The sequence below is a fragment of the Faecalimicrobium dakarense genome (assembly GCF_000499525.1).
In the GTDB taxonomy this organism is placed as follows: Bacteria; Bacillota; Clostridia; order Peptostreptococcales; family Peptostreptococcaceae; genus Faecalimicrobium; species Faecalimicrobium dakarense.
Map to the genome: position 1 here is coordinate 1 of NZ_HG529228.1, position 16,213 is coordinate 16,213.

A 16,213-nucleotide genomic window follows, 5' to 3' on the forward strand; every position below is an offset into this window, starting at 1 on the left:
TTAAAAAGCAAATAAACTTAAAATATTAAGGAAAACGTTACTTTTTCTGTAGAAGAGATTATTATAAAGATGGGAAAAGTTAACAAAAATAACTTGAGAGGAGTAATATCATGAAGAAAAAGAAAATAGGATTAGTTCCTAAATTAATCATGGGTATCATAGCCGGTATATTAATCGGTTCTTATGCACCAGAAATATTAGTGCAAATATTAGTAACAGCTAGTACTTTATTCTCAGCATTCCTAAAGTTCGTAATACCATTTATAATCATTGGATTCGTAACTGCAGGTATAGCTGATTTAGCAACAGGGGCAGGAAAATTATTAGGTATAACTACAGGAATAGCTTACGGATCAACAGTAGTTGCTGGTCTTTTAGCTTTAACAGTGGCATCATTCATATTCCCATCTTTCATAGATGCAAGTGTTGCATCACAAATAGGGGATCCAGAAGCTGGAATGTTAGCTCCAATATTTACTATACCATTAGCACCAATGGTTGACGTAACAGCAGCAATAGTATTTGCATTCATGTTAGGTCTTGGAATATCAGCTTTAAGAAACAATGGAAAAGGTGAAACATTATATAGAATGTCTCAAGAATTCCAAGAAATAGTAACAAAGACATTATCAACAATAATAATACCATTATTACCATTATATATAGCAGGAACATTTGCTAATATAACTTATGCAGGACAAGTTTGGGCTATATTAGGAGTATTCTGGAAGGTTTACTTAGTAGTAATACCTCTACACTTAATATACCTAGTTTTACAATTCTCAGCAGCAGGTGCTGTATCAGGGAAGAATCCTTTCAAAATGTTAAAGAACCAAATACCAGGTTACTTAACAGCTGTAGGAACTCAATCTTCAGCAGCTACTATACCAGTAAATGTAGAATGTGCTGAGAAAAATGGAGTTAGCAAAGAGATAAGAGAGTTCTGCGTACCTTTATGTGCAACAATTCACTTATCAGGAAGTATAATATCAGTTACATCATTTGCTGTTGCAGTATTAATGATGAATGGTATGGACCATAGTTTATCAACTATGTTACCTTTCATATTAATGTTAGGAATAGCAATGGTTGCAGCACCAGGAGCACCAGGTGGAGCAATAATGAGTGCACTTCCATTCTTACCAATGATAGGTATACCATCAGATGGTGGACTTGCAAGTTTAATGATAGCACTATACTTAACTCAAGATAGTTTCGGAACAGCTGCAAACGTATCAGGAGATAATGCAATAGCTGTAGTAGTAGATCATATAAACACAAAATCAGTTAAGAAAACTGCTTAATTTAAATTAGGCTAAATATAGTAAATGGGTATCTAATTAATAATTAATTAGATACCCATTTTATGTTTTATAAAACTAAATATAAAAATAAACTACCTCTTATTTGAGATAGTTTATTTTATAGATAACTATATTTTAAATTCTTTATTTAAACAGTCTATAAGTAATCTATTTTGGTCAGGTTTTAAAATACAAACTCTAAAGAAAAACTCATCTAATCCATCAAAAGATGAACAATCTCTAATAATAATTTTTTGAGGAATTAATTTTTCTCGAAGTTCCTTAGCTGTTAATGCTTTTGATTTTATTTTACATAAAATAAAGTTACCTTGAGTTTTATAAACTTCTAGTTGGCTTATAGAACTAAGTTTATCTATTAAATAATTTCTTTCATCAGTCATTAAATTAATTGTATTAGATATAAATTCATTATCAGTAAACATGATTTCACCCATCATAGATGCAAATATATTTATATTCCATAGGTCTAAGTTAGAATTTATACCTTCTTTAACCTTCTCATTAGATATAAGACCATATCCCAGTCTAATTCCAGGAGTTGAGAAAAACTTTGAAGTTCCTCTTATAACAAATATATTATTGCATGTATCTACTAATGATGTAGAAGAATATGTATCTGTATTCGTAAACTCTATATAAGTTTCATCTATCATAACAAAGCTATTAATAGATTTTGAAATCGTTTTTATTTCATCTGTAGAAAAAGTAAAGCCAGTAGGGTTATTAGGGTTACATATAACCACTAAATCGTAGCTATCTTTATTAATAGTTTCTATGAGATTATTTATATCTATTTTAAAATCATTTTCTGATTTTGAAAAATACTTTGTTATATCACAATTAATCTTTTTTAGTTCCTTTTCATACTCAGAATAAACAGGTACAATTAATAAAGATTTTTTAGGGTTTATAGTTTTTATAAAAGCAGATATTAATTCTGTTGCGCCACTACCAAGGACAATATTGTCTTTTAAACATTTACAATAACTTGATATAGACGATTTTAAGCTTAAATAGCTTGGATCTGGATACATAGATACCATATCAATATTTTTTATAACATAATCCTTAGCAGCCTTTGATGAACCAAATGGATTTATATTAGAGCTAAAGTCCATAAATTCATCTTTTGAAAAGCCGTATTGTTTTGATAAGTCATATAAGTTTGCTCCATGATTTACATTTTGCATAAAAGCACCTCCCAAAGTAATTATATATCTAAATTATAGCTTTCATATACTTCTTCAAAATCACTTGAAGTAAAGACTAATTCATCGAAAGTTTTATAATAAAACTCAACACCCTTACAAGACATAGTATTTAATACATTTCCTAAGTTAGAGTTAGAATGATCTAATAATATAGTATGATAATTGCATAAGTTACTTTCTGAATCAGTTAAAACCTTCCAAAATAAATCTTTGATTTCCTCATTTTTCAGATTAAGAAACATATTAGTAAAGAAATCTCTATCTTTTAAATGAAAATATAATTTGCTAGCTTCTACACAGCCACATTTTAAATCATTTAAATTATACTCTTTAGCTTCTTTTTTACTATATTCATCCAATTTTGAAAGAAGTTCGTTATATATAAAACTCCAATTGTCTATATTTTCATCCATAGTTGCAGTCTTATTTTCAATTGAATGTAAAAGTAATTTCAAATCATTTTGTGTCAAAAACATAAAAAATACACTCCTATTTTTATAAATTCAGTATATATAGTTGTAATATATATAATTATAATATATATCGTAGAAATAAATAAGCATTTAGAAATAAATTTATATATATACGAATTATAACAAGTAAAAATAAAAAAATATTCTAATTATGTGTAAAGTATGATATAATTGTTATGTCATAACATACGGAAAATAGGAGGATTACTATGTTAAAAGTTACAGAAGTAATGATATCTGAAGAACAATTAGCTCAAAAGGTGAGCGAGTTAGCTAAACAAATAGAAAAAGATTTTGAAGGTCAATCTTTATTAGTAGTAGGAATACTTAAAGGTGCAAGTGTATTTGTATCTGATTTAATAAGAAAAATAAACTTAGATGTAAATATAGATTTTATGAGTGTTTCAAGTTATGGTAATTCAACTGAAAGTTCAGGGACTGTAAAAATTTTGAAAGATTTAGACGTTGATATAGAAGGAAAAAACGTATTAATCGTGGAAGATATAATAGATTCTGGTTTAACTTTAAGCAATTTAGTTGCAGCACTTCAAACTAGAAATCCAAAATCATTAAAGATATGCACATTATTAGATAAGCCTCAAAGAAGAACGGCTGATATTCCAGTAGACTACGTAGGATTTGTTATAGAAGATAAATTTATAGTAGGATATGGAATTGACTGGGCTGAAAGGTACAGAAATCTACCATATATAGGGGTAGTAGGAGAGTAGAAACATTAAATTTCTAAAAGTTAATTTTTATATAAGCACTAATCTATTTAGATTAGTGCTTGTTTTATATATATATAAATTTGAGCAACGGATTTAACCGAATGAATATGAGTGTTATATCGTTGGCGATATGAGCAAAGCGAATTTTTTATTGGATAAAGGTGTATATTTATAGTGAAAACTTAGGTATAATTGCATAAGAGAGAATTAAACAGGAGGATAATGCTATGGATATTCAATTAAGTATATTGCAGTTTTTTCAAAGTATAAGAAATCCAATTTTAAATGTAGTGTTTTTAATATTTACAATAAGCACAGAATTGCCGGTACTAGTATTATTTACGGCGGCAATGTATTGGTGTATAAATAAAAAATATGGCCAAAAAATACTATTTGCTTTAGTTGGAAATATAACTTTAAATACTGGGATAAAAGAATTTGTAAAAGCTCCAAGACCAATAGGTGTAAAAGGGATAGATTCTATGCGTACATCAACTGCGACAGGATACTCTTTCCCAAGTGGACATACTCAAAGTGCAACAACATTTTGGGTAAGTATAATGACTATATTCAAAAACTGTTGGGTTTATATATTAGGTACAATAATGATATTAGGTATAGGAATATCTAGATTATATTTAGCAGTACATTGGCCAATAGATGTACTTTGTGGATGGATATTTGGGATAATATTTACTATTTTCCTTGGTAAAGTATTTGATTATGTAGATAATAATAAAGCATATGGAGTGCTTTTTTTTAGTATTAATACCATTTGTAGTAGCAATATTTTTAGTAAACAGTGAAGAATATATAAAAATACTTGGTCTACTTACAGGATTTGTACTTGGATACATAGTAGAGGATAAGTTTATACAATTTGAAACTGGACAGAGTAATAAAAGAATAGATTTCAGTTCAAAATCTAAAAAAACAAGAAAAAATAAAAGTAGAATAATTATAAATTCATATAGATTTATTATAGGTATATTAACGCTAGCTTTAGCTTATGTAGGATTAAAGTACATAATGCCAAGTAGTTATATATTTGATTATATAAGATATACTATAGTTGTATTTTATGCAGTTGCTGGAGTTCCAGCTATATTTAAAATGCTTAATCTAAATTAGAATTAACATATAAATACGTAAATATGAGGTGGAAATTTGAAAAAAGTAGTAGTAATAGGAGCAGGAGCTGCAGGTATGGTTGCAGCATCAGTTGCAGCTGATAGAGGATTAGATGTTACACTTCTTGAAAAAAATCATAGAGTTGGTAGAAAAATACTTATAACAGGAAAAGGTAGATGTAATATAACTAGCGACTGTGATATAGAAGAATTAATAGAAAATGTACCTACAAATGGTAAATTTTTATATAGTGCATTTTATACATTTACAAATGATGATGTAATTCAGATGTTTAATAGCCTAGGAGTTAAAACGAAAACTGAAAGAGGAAAAAGAGTTTTTCCAGAAAGTGATAAAGCACACGATATTGCAAATGCTCTTGAAAAACAAGTAAAAAATAAAAAAGTAAATTTAGTGTTGAATGCAAGTGTAGATAAAGTAATAGCTAAAAATAATAAAATAGAAAAAGTAATACTTAAAGATAAGAGTGAAATAAAATGTGATGCTGTTATAGTTGCAACAGGAGGACTTAGCTATCCACTAACAGGTTCAACTGGAGATGGATATAAATTTGCTAAATCTCTTGGACATACTATAGTAGATACTAAGCCGTCACTAATAGGAATAGAAGTTCAAGAAAAATTTGTATCAGAACTTGAAAAATTATCATTAAGAAATATAGCTATTACAGTTTATAATAGTAAAAATAAAAAAGTATATGATGATTTTGGAGAACTTGAATTTACAAAAGTTGGACTAGATGGTCCAGTAATAAAGTCGGCTAGTTGTAGAATGAAAGATACAACTAAAGAAAACTATAAAATCGTAATAGATTTAAAGCCAGCATTAGATGAAGAAAAATTAGATAAAAGAATTCAAAAGGATTTTCAAAAATATACAAATAAAAAATTCGAGAAAGCATTAGATGATTTACTACCAAAAAAATTAATACCAATAATAATTGATTTAAGTGAAATAGATAAAGATATGGTAGTTCATCAAATATCTAGAGAACAAAGAAAGAATTTGGTTAAACTATTAAAGAACTTTACTTTTACAGTAAAAAGATATAGACCTATAGAAGAAGCTATAATAACTTCAGGTGGAGTTAAGGTAAATGAAATAAACTCAAGTACTATGGAATCTAAATTAGTAGAAGGTTTATACTTTGCAGGTGAAGTTATAGATGTAGATGCATATACAGGAGGATTTAATCTTCAAATTGCATTTTCAACAGGATATTTAGCAGGATACTATTGTTAAAATTCGCTTAGCTCATGTCACTAACGACTGCGTTTGTTGCTTAAATTATAAATTCCTAGTATCAAAAATATTATTGTCAAAAATTACCTGAATGAAAAAATGATAATTTCACATAATACTATCAAGAAACAAAATTAAATGAAAGAAGGTAATCAACATGGCAAGCAATAATAACAACAAAACAGTAGTACCAGGAGCTAAACAAGCTTTAAATCAAATGAAATTAGAAATAGCTAATGAATTAGGTATGTCTAACTATCAACAAGTTGATAAAGGAAACCTTACAGCTAGAGAGAATGGTTATGTAGGTGGATACATGACTAAAAAATTAGTTGAAATGGCTGAACAACAAATGGCAGGAAAACAACAACAATAATTAAAAATTAAATAAAAAAATAGCTCTATGGTTTATAAACTATAGAGCTATTTTTATATAGAAATGGATAAAAAACATTATGTTGGACATAATACAAAATAAATAGATTATAGGGAGGTTTACATATGTCAACAGTAAATTTTGAAGAAGTAAAAACTAAATTTATAAATGCTGATTTAGATGAAAAAATACGTATATATACTACAACAGAAGGATTAACAGTACCTCAATTTAGAGAGTTATTAAAATATTATCCAATACAACACTTATCGAAATTAGAAAAAGCATTAGGATAATAAGTTCTAATAAAAATTATTAAATTGATATAAAATAAAAGGAAGTCAAATTGACTTCCTTTTATTTTATTAGCTTTTAATATCTTTATTAACATAATTATAAATTCTTTCATTTCCTAAATCTATAAATCCAGTACTTATATATTTTATTATATTTTCAACATCTATGGCGCTAAGGTATTCATAGGGAATCGATAAATTATATCCTGTGGAAGATAATAGATTTTTTAATTTGATCTTTTGACTTATAGGGGGCTTTTCTGGTACGGCTTTATGTTTCTTTTTTTTGCTGTTATGTAAATTTTCGTTTTGAATGTTAATTAAAGTTTCTATATAACTAATGTAAGATTCTTTAAAATCTTGCCCATCTAAAGTTTCTTGGTCTAATATACTACTTATATCACCATTAGATAAAATATTATCTGCAAACTTATCTGCGGTTAATTTACCAGTTATAATTCCTTTTTGGTACTTTCTAAGTACTTTCTTTGTGTAGCTATAAACTTTACTACGAGTTTCTAGGTCAAGCTGCTCGATTTGCATAAAAACACTCCTTTTATTTAAACATCAAGATAATTTGATAAACTTTGGTTTAAAAGATTTGATATTTTTATTATTGACAAGTATAAAAAATATTATAATTGTAAAAATTACAAATATATGTAAAAGGAGTGATAAAATATGATAAATGGCATAATAAAGCTATTTTATTCAGAAGTTGTAAAGACTAAAATGAAGGGGATGTCATCTAGTGATTATAAAATAAGAGATGAGTATAAAGAAATCAAAAATATAAGTTTGAAAATAGATAGCATGTTTTTAAAGTGCCTAAAATTTATAATGGGCTCAATAATTCTTATATTAGCATTTAATATAAATATTATATTTGGTATAGGTACATTTTTAGTGGAAGTTGCTTATATTGTTTACAAAAAGATGCTTGAACAACAAGTAAAAATGAGTATAGATACACTAAAAAATAATATAAATAGTATAGAACTACCAAAAGTAAATGTAGTTACAGAAAGAAGTAAATCTCAAATCAATATATTAATAACGCTTTTAGTAATTGGGCTTTTAACTAGTTTTAATTGGTCTGTGGTCATTAGTTTTATAGTTGTTTTTATATTTACTATAAAAGACATATATAGTAATATTAAATAGACCAATAAATTAGGGGGGGAGGCGCTAACATGAGTAATACTAATAATGATTATTCTAAAATGAAAAATATAGTAGAAATTTCAGCCATGGTAACGGAATCCTCAGATTTTTTTGCTATAAAAGATAAAATAATAGAAAAAATGCTTGAAGTTGTTCACCCAACAAAGGCATGTGTTAATTTATTTTATAAAAATAATTATCAACATGCCTATTTAGTGTGTTCTGAAACTTTAGAATATATACCACAGGTTTTTCCTGTTAATAGCCCAAGAGGGGTAAGGATAGACTTTTCTGAATATCCTGCATATGTACAAGAATCGGTTAAAGAAAAGAAAATCATATATATAAAAAATATATTTGAAGATGATAGGGCTATAAATGAAAGAGACTTAGCAAAATCTGAAGGCTATACAGGTCGAATAGTTTTTCCTTTCATAATAAATAAGGCAGTTGTAGGATTTATGACATGCTTTTTAACTGAAGAAGATCATATAACTGAAGCTGATGTGGATTTTATATCATCAGTTGCATCTTTAATAGCACTATCAATAGAAATAACGACTAAAAATAATTCTACATTATTATTAGTTCATAAGTTAAGAGGTGCAATTGCATCTATAAATGAAGCAACAAAAAAGCTTTATCTTAACAATAATATAAATGGATTCTTAGAACATTTAAGTAAACAAGCATGTAATATAACTAATAGTAAAGAAGCTTTAATAGTTATAAATGAAAAAGAATTTAAACATAAAGTATGTAATTACTATAGTACAGAAGGTAAAAATGAAACAAACACATACCCAATAATTGATGAAATATTATCACAAGACTCTATGGGATATTATAAAAATGATATAAAATCTGAAAATGATTCTAAAATCAAAAGCTATATATTTGCTAAATTGAAAAATAAAGACAATATTATAGGATGTATAGTTTGTGCAAACAGCCAAAACTATACTGATGATGATTTAAATATATTAGGTGTACTAGCAAAGCAAATATCAGTAGGTGTTCAACTTTATGAATACAATATAGAAGAAGTTAAGCATAAGGTACTTGCTAATGAGTTAAACTTATTAAATAAGCAGCAAAAACTTATAATGGATAAAAGTAAAATGGATGTTACAGATGAAAAAGAATTAAATTTTTATCACAGTCCAGCGAGAGTAGTAGGAGGAGATTTCTACTATGCAATGAGAGTTGACGAACATAATATATTTTATATAGTAGCAGATGTTATGGGACATGGTATGGTATCAAATTACGTTGTAGCCATGATAAAGGGTGCATTTAAAGTATTATGCAATCAATATAAAAAAGCATCAGATGTAATGACAAATTTAAATAAAATGCTATATGACGAATTTGATAAAATGGGAGTATTTACAACTTGCTTAATAACTTTATTAAATACAAAAGAAAATACAATAACTGTATCAAATGCGGGACATTACAGTCCGATCTTTGTAAAAAATGATGGAACAATAGATAGAGGTATAAAGTGCCAAAAGGGAATACCAATTGGAATAATGGATGATGCACAATATGAAGATAATACTATAAACATAGATAACTATCCAATGGTTTGTATGTATACAGATGGGGTATTAGAAATAAATAATTCATCAAAAGAAGAATACTCTATATTTAGACTTGAAAAGTTTATGGAAAATAATTTTAAATATAGTAAAGATGTTATAGTAGAAAAACTAAAAAAAGAGCTAAAAGAGTTCTCGGATAAAGACCATTATGATGATGATATACTAATAGTAATGTTAAAAGATAAATAGGGGGATATGCCTATGGATAGTGAGATACTTCTAATAAATGCAAGTCCAAGAAAAAATAGTAACTGCTTTTCAATAGCAGATAGAATAAGTAAAGAATTAGAGAAAAACAATATAAGCTATAAAATATTTAATATATATGATATGAATATTGAATATTGTACAGCATGTGGTTTTTGTGATAAAAAAGGATATTGTAAATTTAAAGACGATATGACACCAATGTATCCTATGTTTGACAAAGCAAAAGGAGTTATAGTTATAAGTCCAGTACATTTTGATAGCGTATCAGCGAAATTAAAAACAGTAGTAGATAGAACTCAAGCTATATATGCAAGTAAATATATACTAAATAATTCTATGATAGATAGAAGTAAAAAACGTATAGGAATGTATATAGCAGTAGGTGGAAGTAAGCCTTATGAAAGTCAGTTCTTAGGTGGACAAATAGTAATGGACTTTTTCTTTAAAAGTGTAAACAATCAGTTATTATATAAGCTTTATTTAAATGATACAGATAAATTAGGATATAAAGAAAATAATGAATTTAAAACAAAATTAGATGAAAATATAAGTAAATATATAAAAGACATAAGAGAGCTTGATTAATCAGGCTCTTTTAGATATTAGGAGGAACTATGCTTAGATACTTAACTAGTGGAGAATCACATGGACAAAGTTTAATTTCAATATTAGATGGAGTTCCATCAAACATTGAGTTAAACATAGATGAAATAAACCGTGAGCTAGAAAAAAGACAAGGTGGATATGGCCGCGGTGGTAGAATGAAGATAGAAAAAGATAAAATAAATATATTAGGTGGGGTTAGAGGTAAAAAAACTTTAGGCGGCCCTATATCTATAGAAGTAAAAAATAATGATTATGAAAATTGGATAAAATTTATGAATCCAATGGATGATGTAGATTTTGAAAGTAGAAAAGTAAGTAATGTTAGGCCAGGACATGCAGATTTAACTGGATGTTTAAAGTATGACTTTGATGATGCAAGAAATGTACTTGAAAGATCTAGTGCTAGAGAAACTGCTAGTAAAGTTTCAGTTGGTGCTATATGTAAGCAAATACTTAAAAACTTTGACATAGATTTCACATCTCACGTTGTTCAAATAGGAAGTGCTAAAGATAATAACATATATGATTTTGATTATATAAAAAATAATGTAGATAATAGTGAAGTAAGATGTGTAAATAATAATATAGAATTAAAAATGATAGATGAAATAACTAAAGTTAAATCAGAAGGTGATACTTTAGGTGGAGTTATAGAAATAAGAGTTAAAAACTTAATACCAGGTTTAGGTTCATATACTCAATTTGATAAAAAAATTGATGGAGAACTAGCTATGCATTTAATGAGTATACAAGCGATTAAAGGCGTTGAGATAGGTATTGGATTTGACGTGGCAAATTCATCTGGTTCAAATGTAATGGATGAAATATATTATAATAAAGAAGAAGGTATAAAAAGAAAAACAAATAGGTTAGGTGGAATAGAAGGCGGAATGACAACTGGAGAAGAAGTAGTAATAAGATGCGCTATGAAGCCTATTCCAACATTATATAAACCACTTGATTCAATAGATATAAATTCACTTGAAAGCTATAAGGCAAGTACAGAAAGGTCTGATAATTGTGCAGTTCCTGCATGTAGTGTTGTTTGTGAAAATGTTGTAGCTTTTGTTATTTGTAAATACTTTTTAGATAAAATAGGTGGAGATAACTTAGAAGATTTAAAATCAAATTATAACTCATATATAAAAAGGCTAGGTGATAGAGGATGGAAAAGATAACAAATTCTGTTTGTAGTGTGGCAATAGATAATAGTTATAAGTATTTTAATGAAGTAGTATGTTATTTTAATGAAAAACCTAAGTGTAATATTAATGATATATACGATAACGTATTAATAATAACTGACCAAAACGTATATAATCATCAATTAGACAAATTAATAAATAATATAAATGCTAAGTCAATATATGAATATATAATCCCAGCAGGTGAAGATTCAAAGTCATTATCAATGTATGAAGAGATAATGAGATACTGTGTAAGAATAAACTTATCGAGAAAGTCAGTTATAATAGCTTTAGGTGGAGGAGTAGTTGGAGATTTAGGTGGATATGTTGCATCTACTTACATGAGAGGTATAGATTTAATTCAAGTTCCAACTAGCTTACTTGCACAAGTTGATTCATCAATTGGGGGAAAAACAGGAATAAATTTAGGGAATTTTAAAAATATAATAGGAAGTTTTTATCAACCTAAATTTACATACATAAATGTAGATGCTTTAAAAACCTTAGATGAAGAAGAATTTATAAGTGGAATGGCTGAGGTTATAAAGTATGCAATAATTTATGATTATAAATTTTTAGATTATTTGATAAAAAATAGTAAATCAATACTAAATAGAGAAAGCGAGTACTTATATTATATAATTAAAAAATGCGCAAGTATAAAAGTAGATGTAGTAGGAATTGATGAAAAAGAAGGTGGACTTAGAAAAATATTAAACTTTGGACATACATTCGGTCATGGAGTAGAGAAGCTTTGTAAAATTAGTCATGGATATGCAGTAAGTATAGGCATGAATATGGCTTTTAAATTATCATTAAAAGAAAATATTATATCAAATGATTATTATAATTTATTTATAAAAGCATGCAATGAGTATAACTTACCTTTAATTTTTGAAATAGAAGAAAATAGTGATTTACAAAATAATATAGAAAAAGAAATATTAAATATAATGAAAAGTGATAAAAAAAATAGCTTTGGTAAAATAAATTTAGTTTTACCAACAGATTTAGGAAAAGTAGAAATAATAGATAGCATAGAAGAAGATAAAATACTTGAAATAATAAAGGAGTGCCATAATGCTTAAAGGAAGTTTTGAACTTATAGGGGATAAGTCTATATCTCATAGAGCTATAATGTTTTCTTCAATATCAAAAGGACACAATAGAATAAGTAACTTTTTAATGGGACAAGATTGCTTAAGCACAATAGATTGTTTTAGAAAAATGGGAGTAGATATAAACTTTGAAGGAAAAGATGTAATAGTAAAAGGAAACGGGCTTTATGGACTTAAAAAGCCAACGGATATACTAGATGTAGGAAATTCAGGAACTACAATAAGACTTATAATGGGTATACTTGCAGGTAATGAATTTGACGCAACTTTAATAGGTGATGAATCTATAGGAAAAAGACCTATGAAAAGAGTAACAGACCCACTTAAAATTATGGGATGTAAAATAGAAGGAAAAGACGATGGAAATTTAACTCCTATAAAAATATATGGTGGAAATTTAAATGCTATAGACTATAAAATGCCAGTTGCATCAGCGCAAGTAAAATCAGCTATAATACTTGCAAGTCTTTATGCAAATGGACAAAGTACTATACATGAAAAAGCAAGAAGTAGAAACCATAGTGAAATAATGCTTAAATCATTTGGTGCAAATATAGATGTAGATGACTTAAAAATAAATATTAATCCGGTTGATGAACTTTATAGCCAAGATATAAATGTCCCAGGAGATATATCATCAGCTGCATTTATAATAGTTGGAGCATTAATAAGCAAGGGTTCAGAGGTATTAATAAAAAAATGTTGGACTAAATGAAACTAGAACAGGGATAATCGATGTAGTAAAAGCTATGAATGGTAATATAGAAATATTAAGCAAAAGATTAGTAGGTGGAGAAGTTGTTGGAGACTTATTAGTAAAATATAGTGATGAACTACAGTCAACTACAATAGATAAAAATATAATACCAAGATTAATAGATGAAATCCCAGTAATAGCAGTACTTGCAAGTCAAGCTGAGGGAAGTACAATAATAAAAGATGCAAAAGAATTAAAAGTAAAAGAAAGTAATAGAATAAAGGCAACAGTAGATAACTTAAAGAAAATGGGTTGCGATATAGAAGAATTAGAAGATGGTATGATTATAAAAGGAAAGTGCTCTTTAAAAGGAGCAGAAATAGAAACATTTAAGGACCATAGAATAGCCATGGCATTTTCTATTGCAAATTTAATATCTGATGGAGAAGTTAAATTAGATAATAAAGAATGTATGGATATATCATTTCCTGGATATTTTAATCTATTAAAAAATTTATGTAAGTAAAAATAAATAATATAAAGAATAAAATTAAATATTAATTAACAAAATAGTATAAAAGGATTTCCTTTAATACAATAGAAATATTTTATAAAGAAATGATTTTTAATATATAAAAGTGTAGAAAATAATTTGATTTAGTGAGAACTTTTATGTATAATTGTATAGTGTATACAATAATTAAGAAATTAACAAATAAACAGGAGGAATTTATTATGAAATTACCAATAGCATTATCAAATAGACATGTTCATTTATCTCAAGCAGATGTAGAAACTTTATTTGGAGCAGGTCATCAATTAACTCACTTTAAGCCATTATCTCAACCAGGTCAATTTGCATGTGACGAAAAAATTGATTTAGTAGGGCCAAAAGGAACTTTAAAAGGTGTTAGAGTTTTAGGACCAGCTAGACCTAATACACAAGTTGAAATATCATTAGCAGATGGATTTGCTTTAGGAGTAAAAGCTCCAATAAAAGAATCTGGAGATATAGCAGGAACTCCTGGAGTTAAATTAGTAGGACCAGCTGGAGAAGTTGAATTAACAGAAGGTGTTATAGTAGCATCTAGACATATACATATGAGTGATGAAGATGCTAAAGCTTTCGGTGTAGCTGACAAGCAAATAGTAAAAGTAAGAACTTTCGGACCAAGAGCTGTAGTATTCGAAAACGTATTAGTAAGAGCTAATCCTAACTTTGCATTAGAAATGCACGTAGACGTTGAAGAAGGAAACGCTGCTGGTGTTAGAAATGGTGAAGAAGTAGAATTAATAGCTGAATAATTATAAATAAAAGGTATGTGATTTTCACATACCTTTTTTATTTTGATTCTATTAAAGTCTCTCCATATTCAATTCCGTAGTTATACATTTGTTCAAGTAATGGAATCATTTTTTCTCCAGTTTCAGTTAAACTATATTCAACTTTAGGTGGAACAACAGGATATACTTCTCTATGAACTAAACCATCTTCTTCAAGACTTCTTAATTGATTTGTCAGCATCCTTTGAGTTACATCAGGTAATTTTCTCTTAATTTCACTGAATCTAAGACGCCCGTTACTTAAATACCATAATATTAATAATTTCCATTTACCAGAAACTAGCTTATGAAACAAAATCATCGGACATGTATCATATTTAGCACAGCGATTAATCATATGACATTTATGATGATAAGTTGAAACTTTATCCATGAATATGCACCCCACTTAAAAATATATATAATATATAAAATATGTAAATGTTTTATCACATTATAACATAAAAAATAATTACAGTATACTTTTGTATACTATATATACAAAATGTTTCTATATATAAAAAAAGTACCTACTTGTAATAGTAAAATTTGAGGACTATTATAAAAGTATAAATACCAACAAAATATAAAACTTAATTAATTTATGAATGTTAAAGATTCTCAAGGAAAAAATAAGTTTATATACTTTTGGTAATATGATAACATATTATGGAATAATATAAACTTTAATGTAGAAAAAAGGAGAACATAACAATGAATAATAAAATAGCAAATATGATAGACCATACAGTATTAAAGGCTGTAGCAACAACTGAAGAAATTAAGAAGATATGTAAAGAAGCAAGAGAATACAACTTCTTCTCAGTATGTGTAAACCCAACTCAAATAGCACTTGCTAAAAAAGAATTACAAGGAAGTGACGTAAAAGTTTGTACAGTAATAGGATTCCCTTTAGGAGCGAATACTTCAGCTGTTAAAGCTTTTGAAACTAAAGATGCAATAGCTAATGGTGCAGATGAAGTGGATATGGTTATAAACATAGGAGCTTTAAAAGATAAAAACTACGATTTAGTTTATGAAGATATAAAAGCAGTTGTAGATGCAGCTGATAAAAAAGCTTTAGTAAAAGTAATAATAGAAACTTGTTACTTAACTGATGAAGAAAAAGTAAAAGCATGTGAATTATCTGTAAAAGCAGGAACTGATTATGTAAAAACTTCAACAGGATTTGGAACAGGTGGATCAACTCCAGCTGACATAAAGCTTATGAGAGAAACAGTAGGTAAAGACATAGGTGTTAAAGCTTCTGGTGGAGTTAGGTGTGAAAAAGATGCAATAGCTGTAATAGAAGCTGGAGCAAGTAGAATAGGAGCAAGTGCATCTATAGCTATAGTAAGTGGAGATAGTGCATCTGGAAGTGACTATTAAAAAATTTGATGAAAAATGTAAAATAACATAATTAATTTGGTTTAGCTTAAGATTTTGTGGGTATATATGATAACATAACAGGAACAATGTTAAAATATAAGATTTA

Annotated in this window: 20 protein-coding genes; 16 read left to right on the top strand and 4 right to left on the bottom strand. The window is 27.5% G+C overall.

Going from position 1 to position 16,213, the window contains the following annotated elements; all coding sequences use genetic code 11:
* The first annotated feature begins 110 nt into the window (after window positions 1–110).
* Window positions 111–1,304, top strand: a complete 1,194-nt coding sequence (locus tag BN899_RS00545) for a dicarboxylate/amino acid:cation symporter (RefSeq protein ID WP_042271410.1) — start codon at window positions 111–113, stop codon at window positions 1,302–1,304.
* A 128-nt stretch (window positions 1,305–1,432) separates the two neighbouring features.
* On the opposite strand, the gene BN899_RS00550 is transcribed toward BN899_RS00545, so the two are convergent.
* Together BN899_RS00550 and BN899_RS00555 are read right to left on the bottom strand one after the other, a co-directional pair.
* Window positions 1,433–2,515, bottom strand: coding sequence for a pyridoxal phosphate-dependent aminotransferase (locus tag BN899_RS00550; protein WP_042271412.1), 1,083 nt, complete (start codon window positions 2,513–2,515; stop codon window positions 1,433–1,435).
* 20 nt (window positions 2,516–2,535) lie between these two features.
* Window positions 2,536–3,012: a hypothetical protein gene (locus BN899_RS00555; protein ID WP_042271414.1), complete on the bottom strand. Its 477-nt coding sequence runs from the start codon at window positions 3,010–3,012 to the stop codon at window positions 2,536–2,538.
* Between the two features lie 206 nt (window positions 3,013–3,218).
* Here BN899_RS00555 and hpt point away from each other — a divergent pair, with 206 nt between their 5' ends.
* The 6 genes from hpt to BN899_RS19245 all read left to right on the top strand — a co-directional run bounded on the left by hpt (window position 3,219) and on the right by BN899_RS19245 (window position 6,806).
* Window positions 3,219–3,740, top strand: a complete 522-nt coding sequence (hpt, locus tag BN899_RS00560) for a hypoxanthine phosphoribosyltransferase (RefSeq protein ID WP_042271417.1) — start codon at window positions 3,219–3,221, stop codon at window positions 3,738–3,740.
* A gap of 227 nt (window positions 3,741–3,967) precedes the next feature.
* Window positions 3,968–4,546, top strand: a complete 579-nt coding sequence (locus tag BN899_RS19455; RefSeq protein ID WP_242824033.1) for a phosphatase PAP2 family protein — start codon at window positions 3,968–3,970, stop codon at window positions 4,544–4,546.
* On the top strand, window positions 4,485–4,871 hold the full coding sequence (locus BN899_RS19460; RefSeq protein ID WP_242824034.1) for a hypothetical protein: 387 nt from the start codon (window positions 4,485–4,487) through the stop codon (window positions 4,869–4,871). The genes BN899_RS19455 and BN899_RS19460 overlap by 62 nt, the downstream gene beginning before the upstream one ends.
* A gap of 36 nt (window positions 4,872–4,907) precedes the next feature.
* Complete coding sequence (locus BN899_RS00570) at window positions 4,908–6,134, top strand: BaiN/RdsA family NAD(P)/FAD-dependent oxidoreductase (protein ID WP_042271421.1); 1,227 nt, start codon at window positions 4,908–4,910, stop codon at window positions 6,132–6,134.
* Window positions 6,135–6,291: 157 nt separating this feature from the next.
* Window positions 6,292–6,510, top strand: a complete 219-nt coding sequence (locus BN899_RS00575; RefSeq protein WP_042271424.1) for an alpha/beta-type small acid-soluble spore protein — start codon at window positions 6,292–6,294, stop codon at window positions 6,508–6,510.
* Window positions 6,511–6,635: 125 nt separating this feature from the next.
* Complete coding sequence (locus tag BN899_RS19245; RefSeq protein ID WP_147568456.1) at window positions 6,636–6,806, top strand: hypothetical protein; 171 nt, start codon at window positions 6,636–6,638, stop codon at window positions 6,804–6,806.
* A 69-nt stretch (window positions 6,807–6,875) separates the two neighbouring features.
* On the opposite strand, the gene BN899_RS00580 is transcribed toward BN899_RS19245, so the two are convergent.
* Window positions 6,876–7,349 (bottom strand): hypothetical protein, encoded by a 474-nt coding sequence (locus BN899_RS00580; protein WP_042271427.1) that lies wholly within the window; start codon window positions 7,347–7,349, stop codon window positions 6,876–6,878.
* Window positions 7,350–7,487: 138 nt separating this feature from the next.
* Here BN899_RS00580 and BN899_RS00585 point away from each other — a divergent pair, with 138 nt between their 5' ends.
* The 8 genes from BN899_RS00585 (at window position 7,488) to pduL (ending at window position 14,700) form a co-directional block, all read left to right on the top strand.
* Window positions 7,488–7,970 (top strand): hypothetical protein, encoded by a 483-nt coding sequence (locus tag BN899_RS00585; protein WP_042271430.1) that lies wholly within the window; start codon window positions 7,488–7,490, stop codon window positions 7,968–7,970.
* A gap of 29 nt (window positions 7,971–7,999) precedes the next feature.
* Complete coding sequence (locus BN899_RS00590; protein ID WP_042271433.1) at window positions 8,000–9,766, top strand: SpoIIE family protein phosphatase; 1,767 nt, start codon at window positions 8,000–8,002, stop codon at window positions 9,764–9,766.
* 12 nt (window positions 9,767–9,778) lie between these two features.
* Window positions 9,779–10,372: a flavodoxin family protein gene (locus BN899_RS00595; RefSeq protein ID WP_242824035.1), complete on the top strand. Its 594-nt coding sequence runs from the start codon at window positions 9,779–9,781 to the stop codon at window positions 10,370–10,372.
* A gap of 29 nt (window positions 10,373–10,401) precedes the next feature.
* Window positions 10,402–11,571, top strand: coding sequence for a chorismate synthase (gene aroC, locus BN899_RS00600; protein ID WP_042271441.1), 1,170 nt, complete (start codon window positions 10,402–10,404; stop codon window positions 11,569–11,571).
* Entirely contained in the window at window positions 11,559–12,668 is a 1,110-nt protein-coding gene (gene aroB, locus BN899_RS00605; protein ID WP_042271444.1) for a 3-dehydroquinate synthase, read from the top strand. Before aroC ends, aroB begins: the two co-directional genes overlap by 13 nt.
* On the top strand, window positions 12,661–13,413 hold the full coding sequence (locus tag BN899_RS20255; RefSeq protein WP_330362398.1) for a 3-phosphoshikimate 1-carboxyvinyltransferase: 753 nt from the start codon (window positions 12,661–12,663) through the stop codon (window positions 13,411–13,413). The genes aroB and BN899_RS20255 overlap by 8 nt, the downstream gene beginning before the upstream one ends.
* A gap of 34 nt (window positions 13,414–13,447) precedes the next feature.
* A complete protein-coding gene (locus BN899_RS20260; RefSeq protein ID WP_330362399.1) occupies window positions 13,448–13,921 on the top strand; it encodes a 3-phosphoshikimate 1-carboxyvinyltransferase in 474 nt (157 codons plus the stop codon).
* Between the two features lie 209 nt (window positions 13,922–14,130).
* Window positions 14,131–14,700, top strand: coding sequence for a phosphate propanoyltransferase (pduL, locus tag BN899_RS00615; RefSeq protein WP_042271447.1), 570 nt, complete (start codon window positions 14,131–14,133; stop codon window positions 14,698–14,700).
* 37 nt (window positions 14,701–14,737) lie between these two features.
* Here the strand turns inward: pduL and BN899_RS00620 are convergent, their stop codons facing one another.
* On the bottom strand, window positions 14,738–15,112 hold the full coding sequence (locus BN899_RS00620) for a winged helix-turn-helix transcriptional regulator (RefSeq protein WP_147568457.1): 375 nt from the start codon (window positions 15,110–15,112) through the stop codon (window positions 14,738–14,740).
* Window positions 15,113–15,432: 320 nt separating this feature from the next.
* Between BN899_RS00620 and deoC the strand changes: the two genes are divergently transcribed.
* Window positions 15,433–16,107 carry a deoxyribose-phosphate aldolase gene (deoC, locus tag BN899_RS00625; protein WP_042271450.1) on the top strand — a complete coding sequence of 225 codons (675 nt, stop codon included), beginning with the start codon at window positions 15,433–15,435 and terminating at the stop codon, window positions 16,105–16,107.
* The last annotated feature ends 106 nt before the right edge of the window (window positions 16,108–16,213 follow it).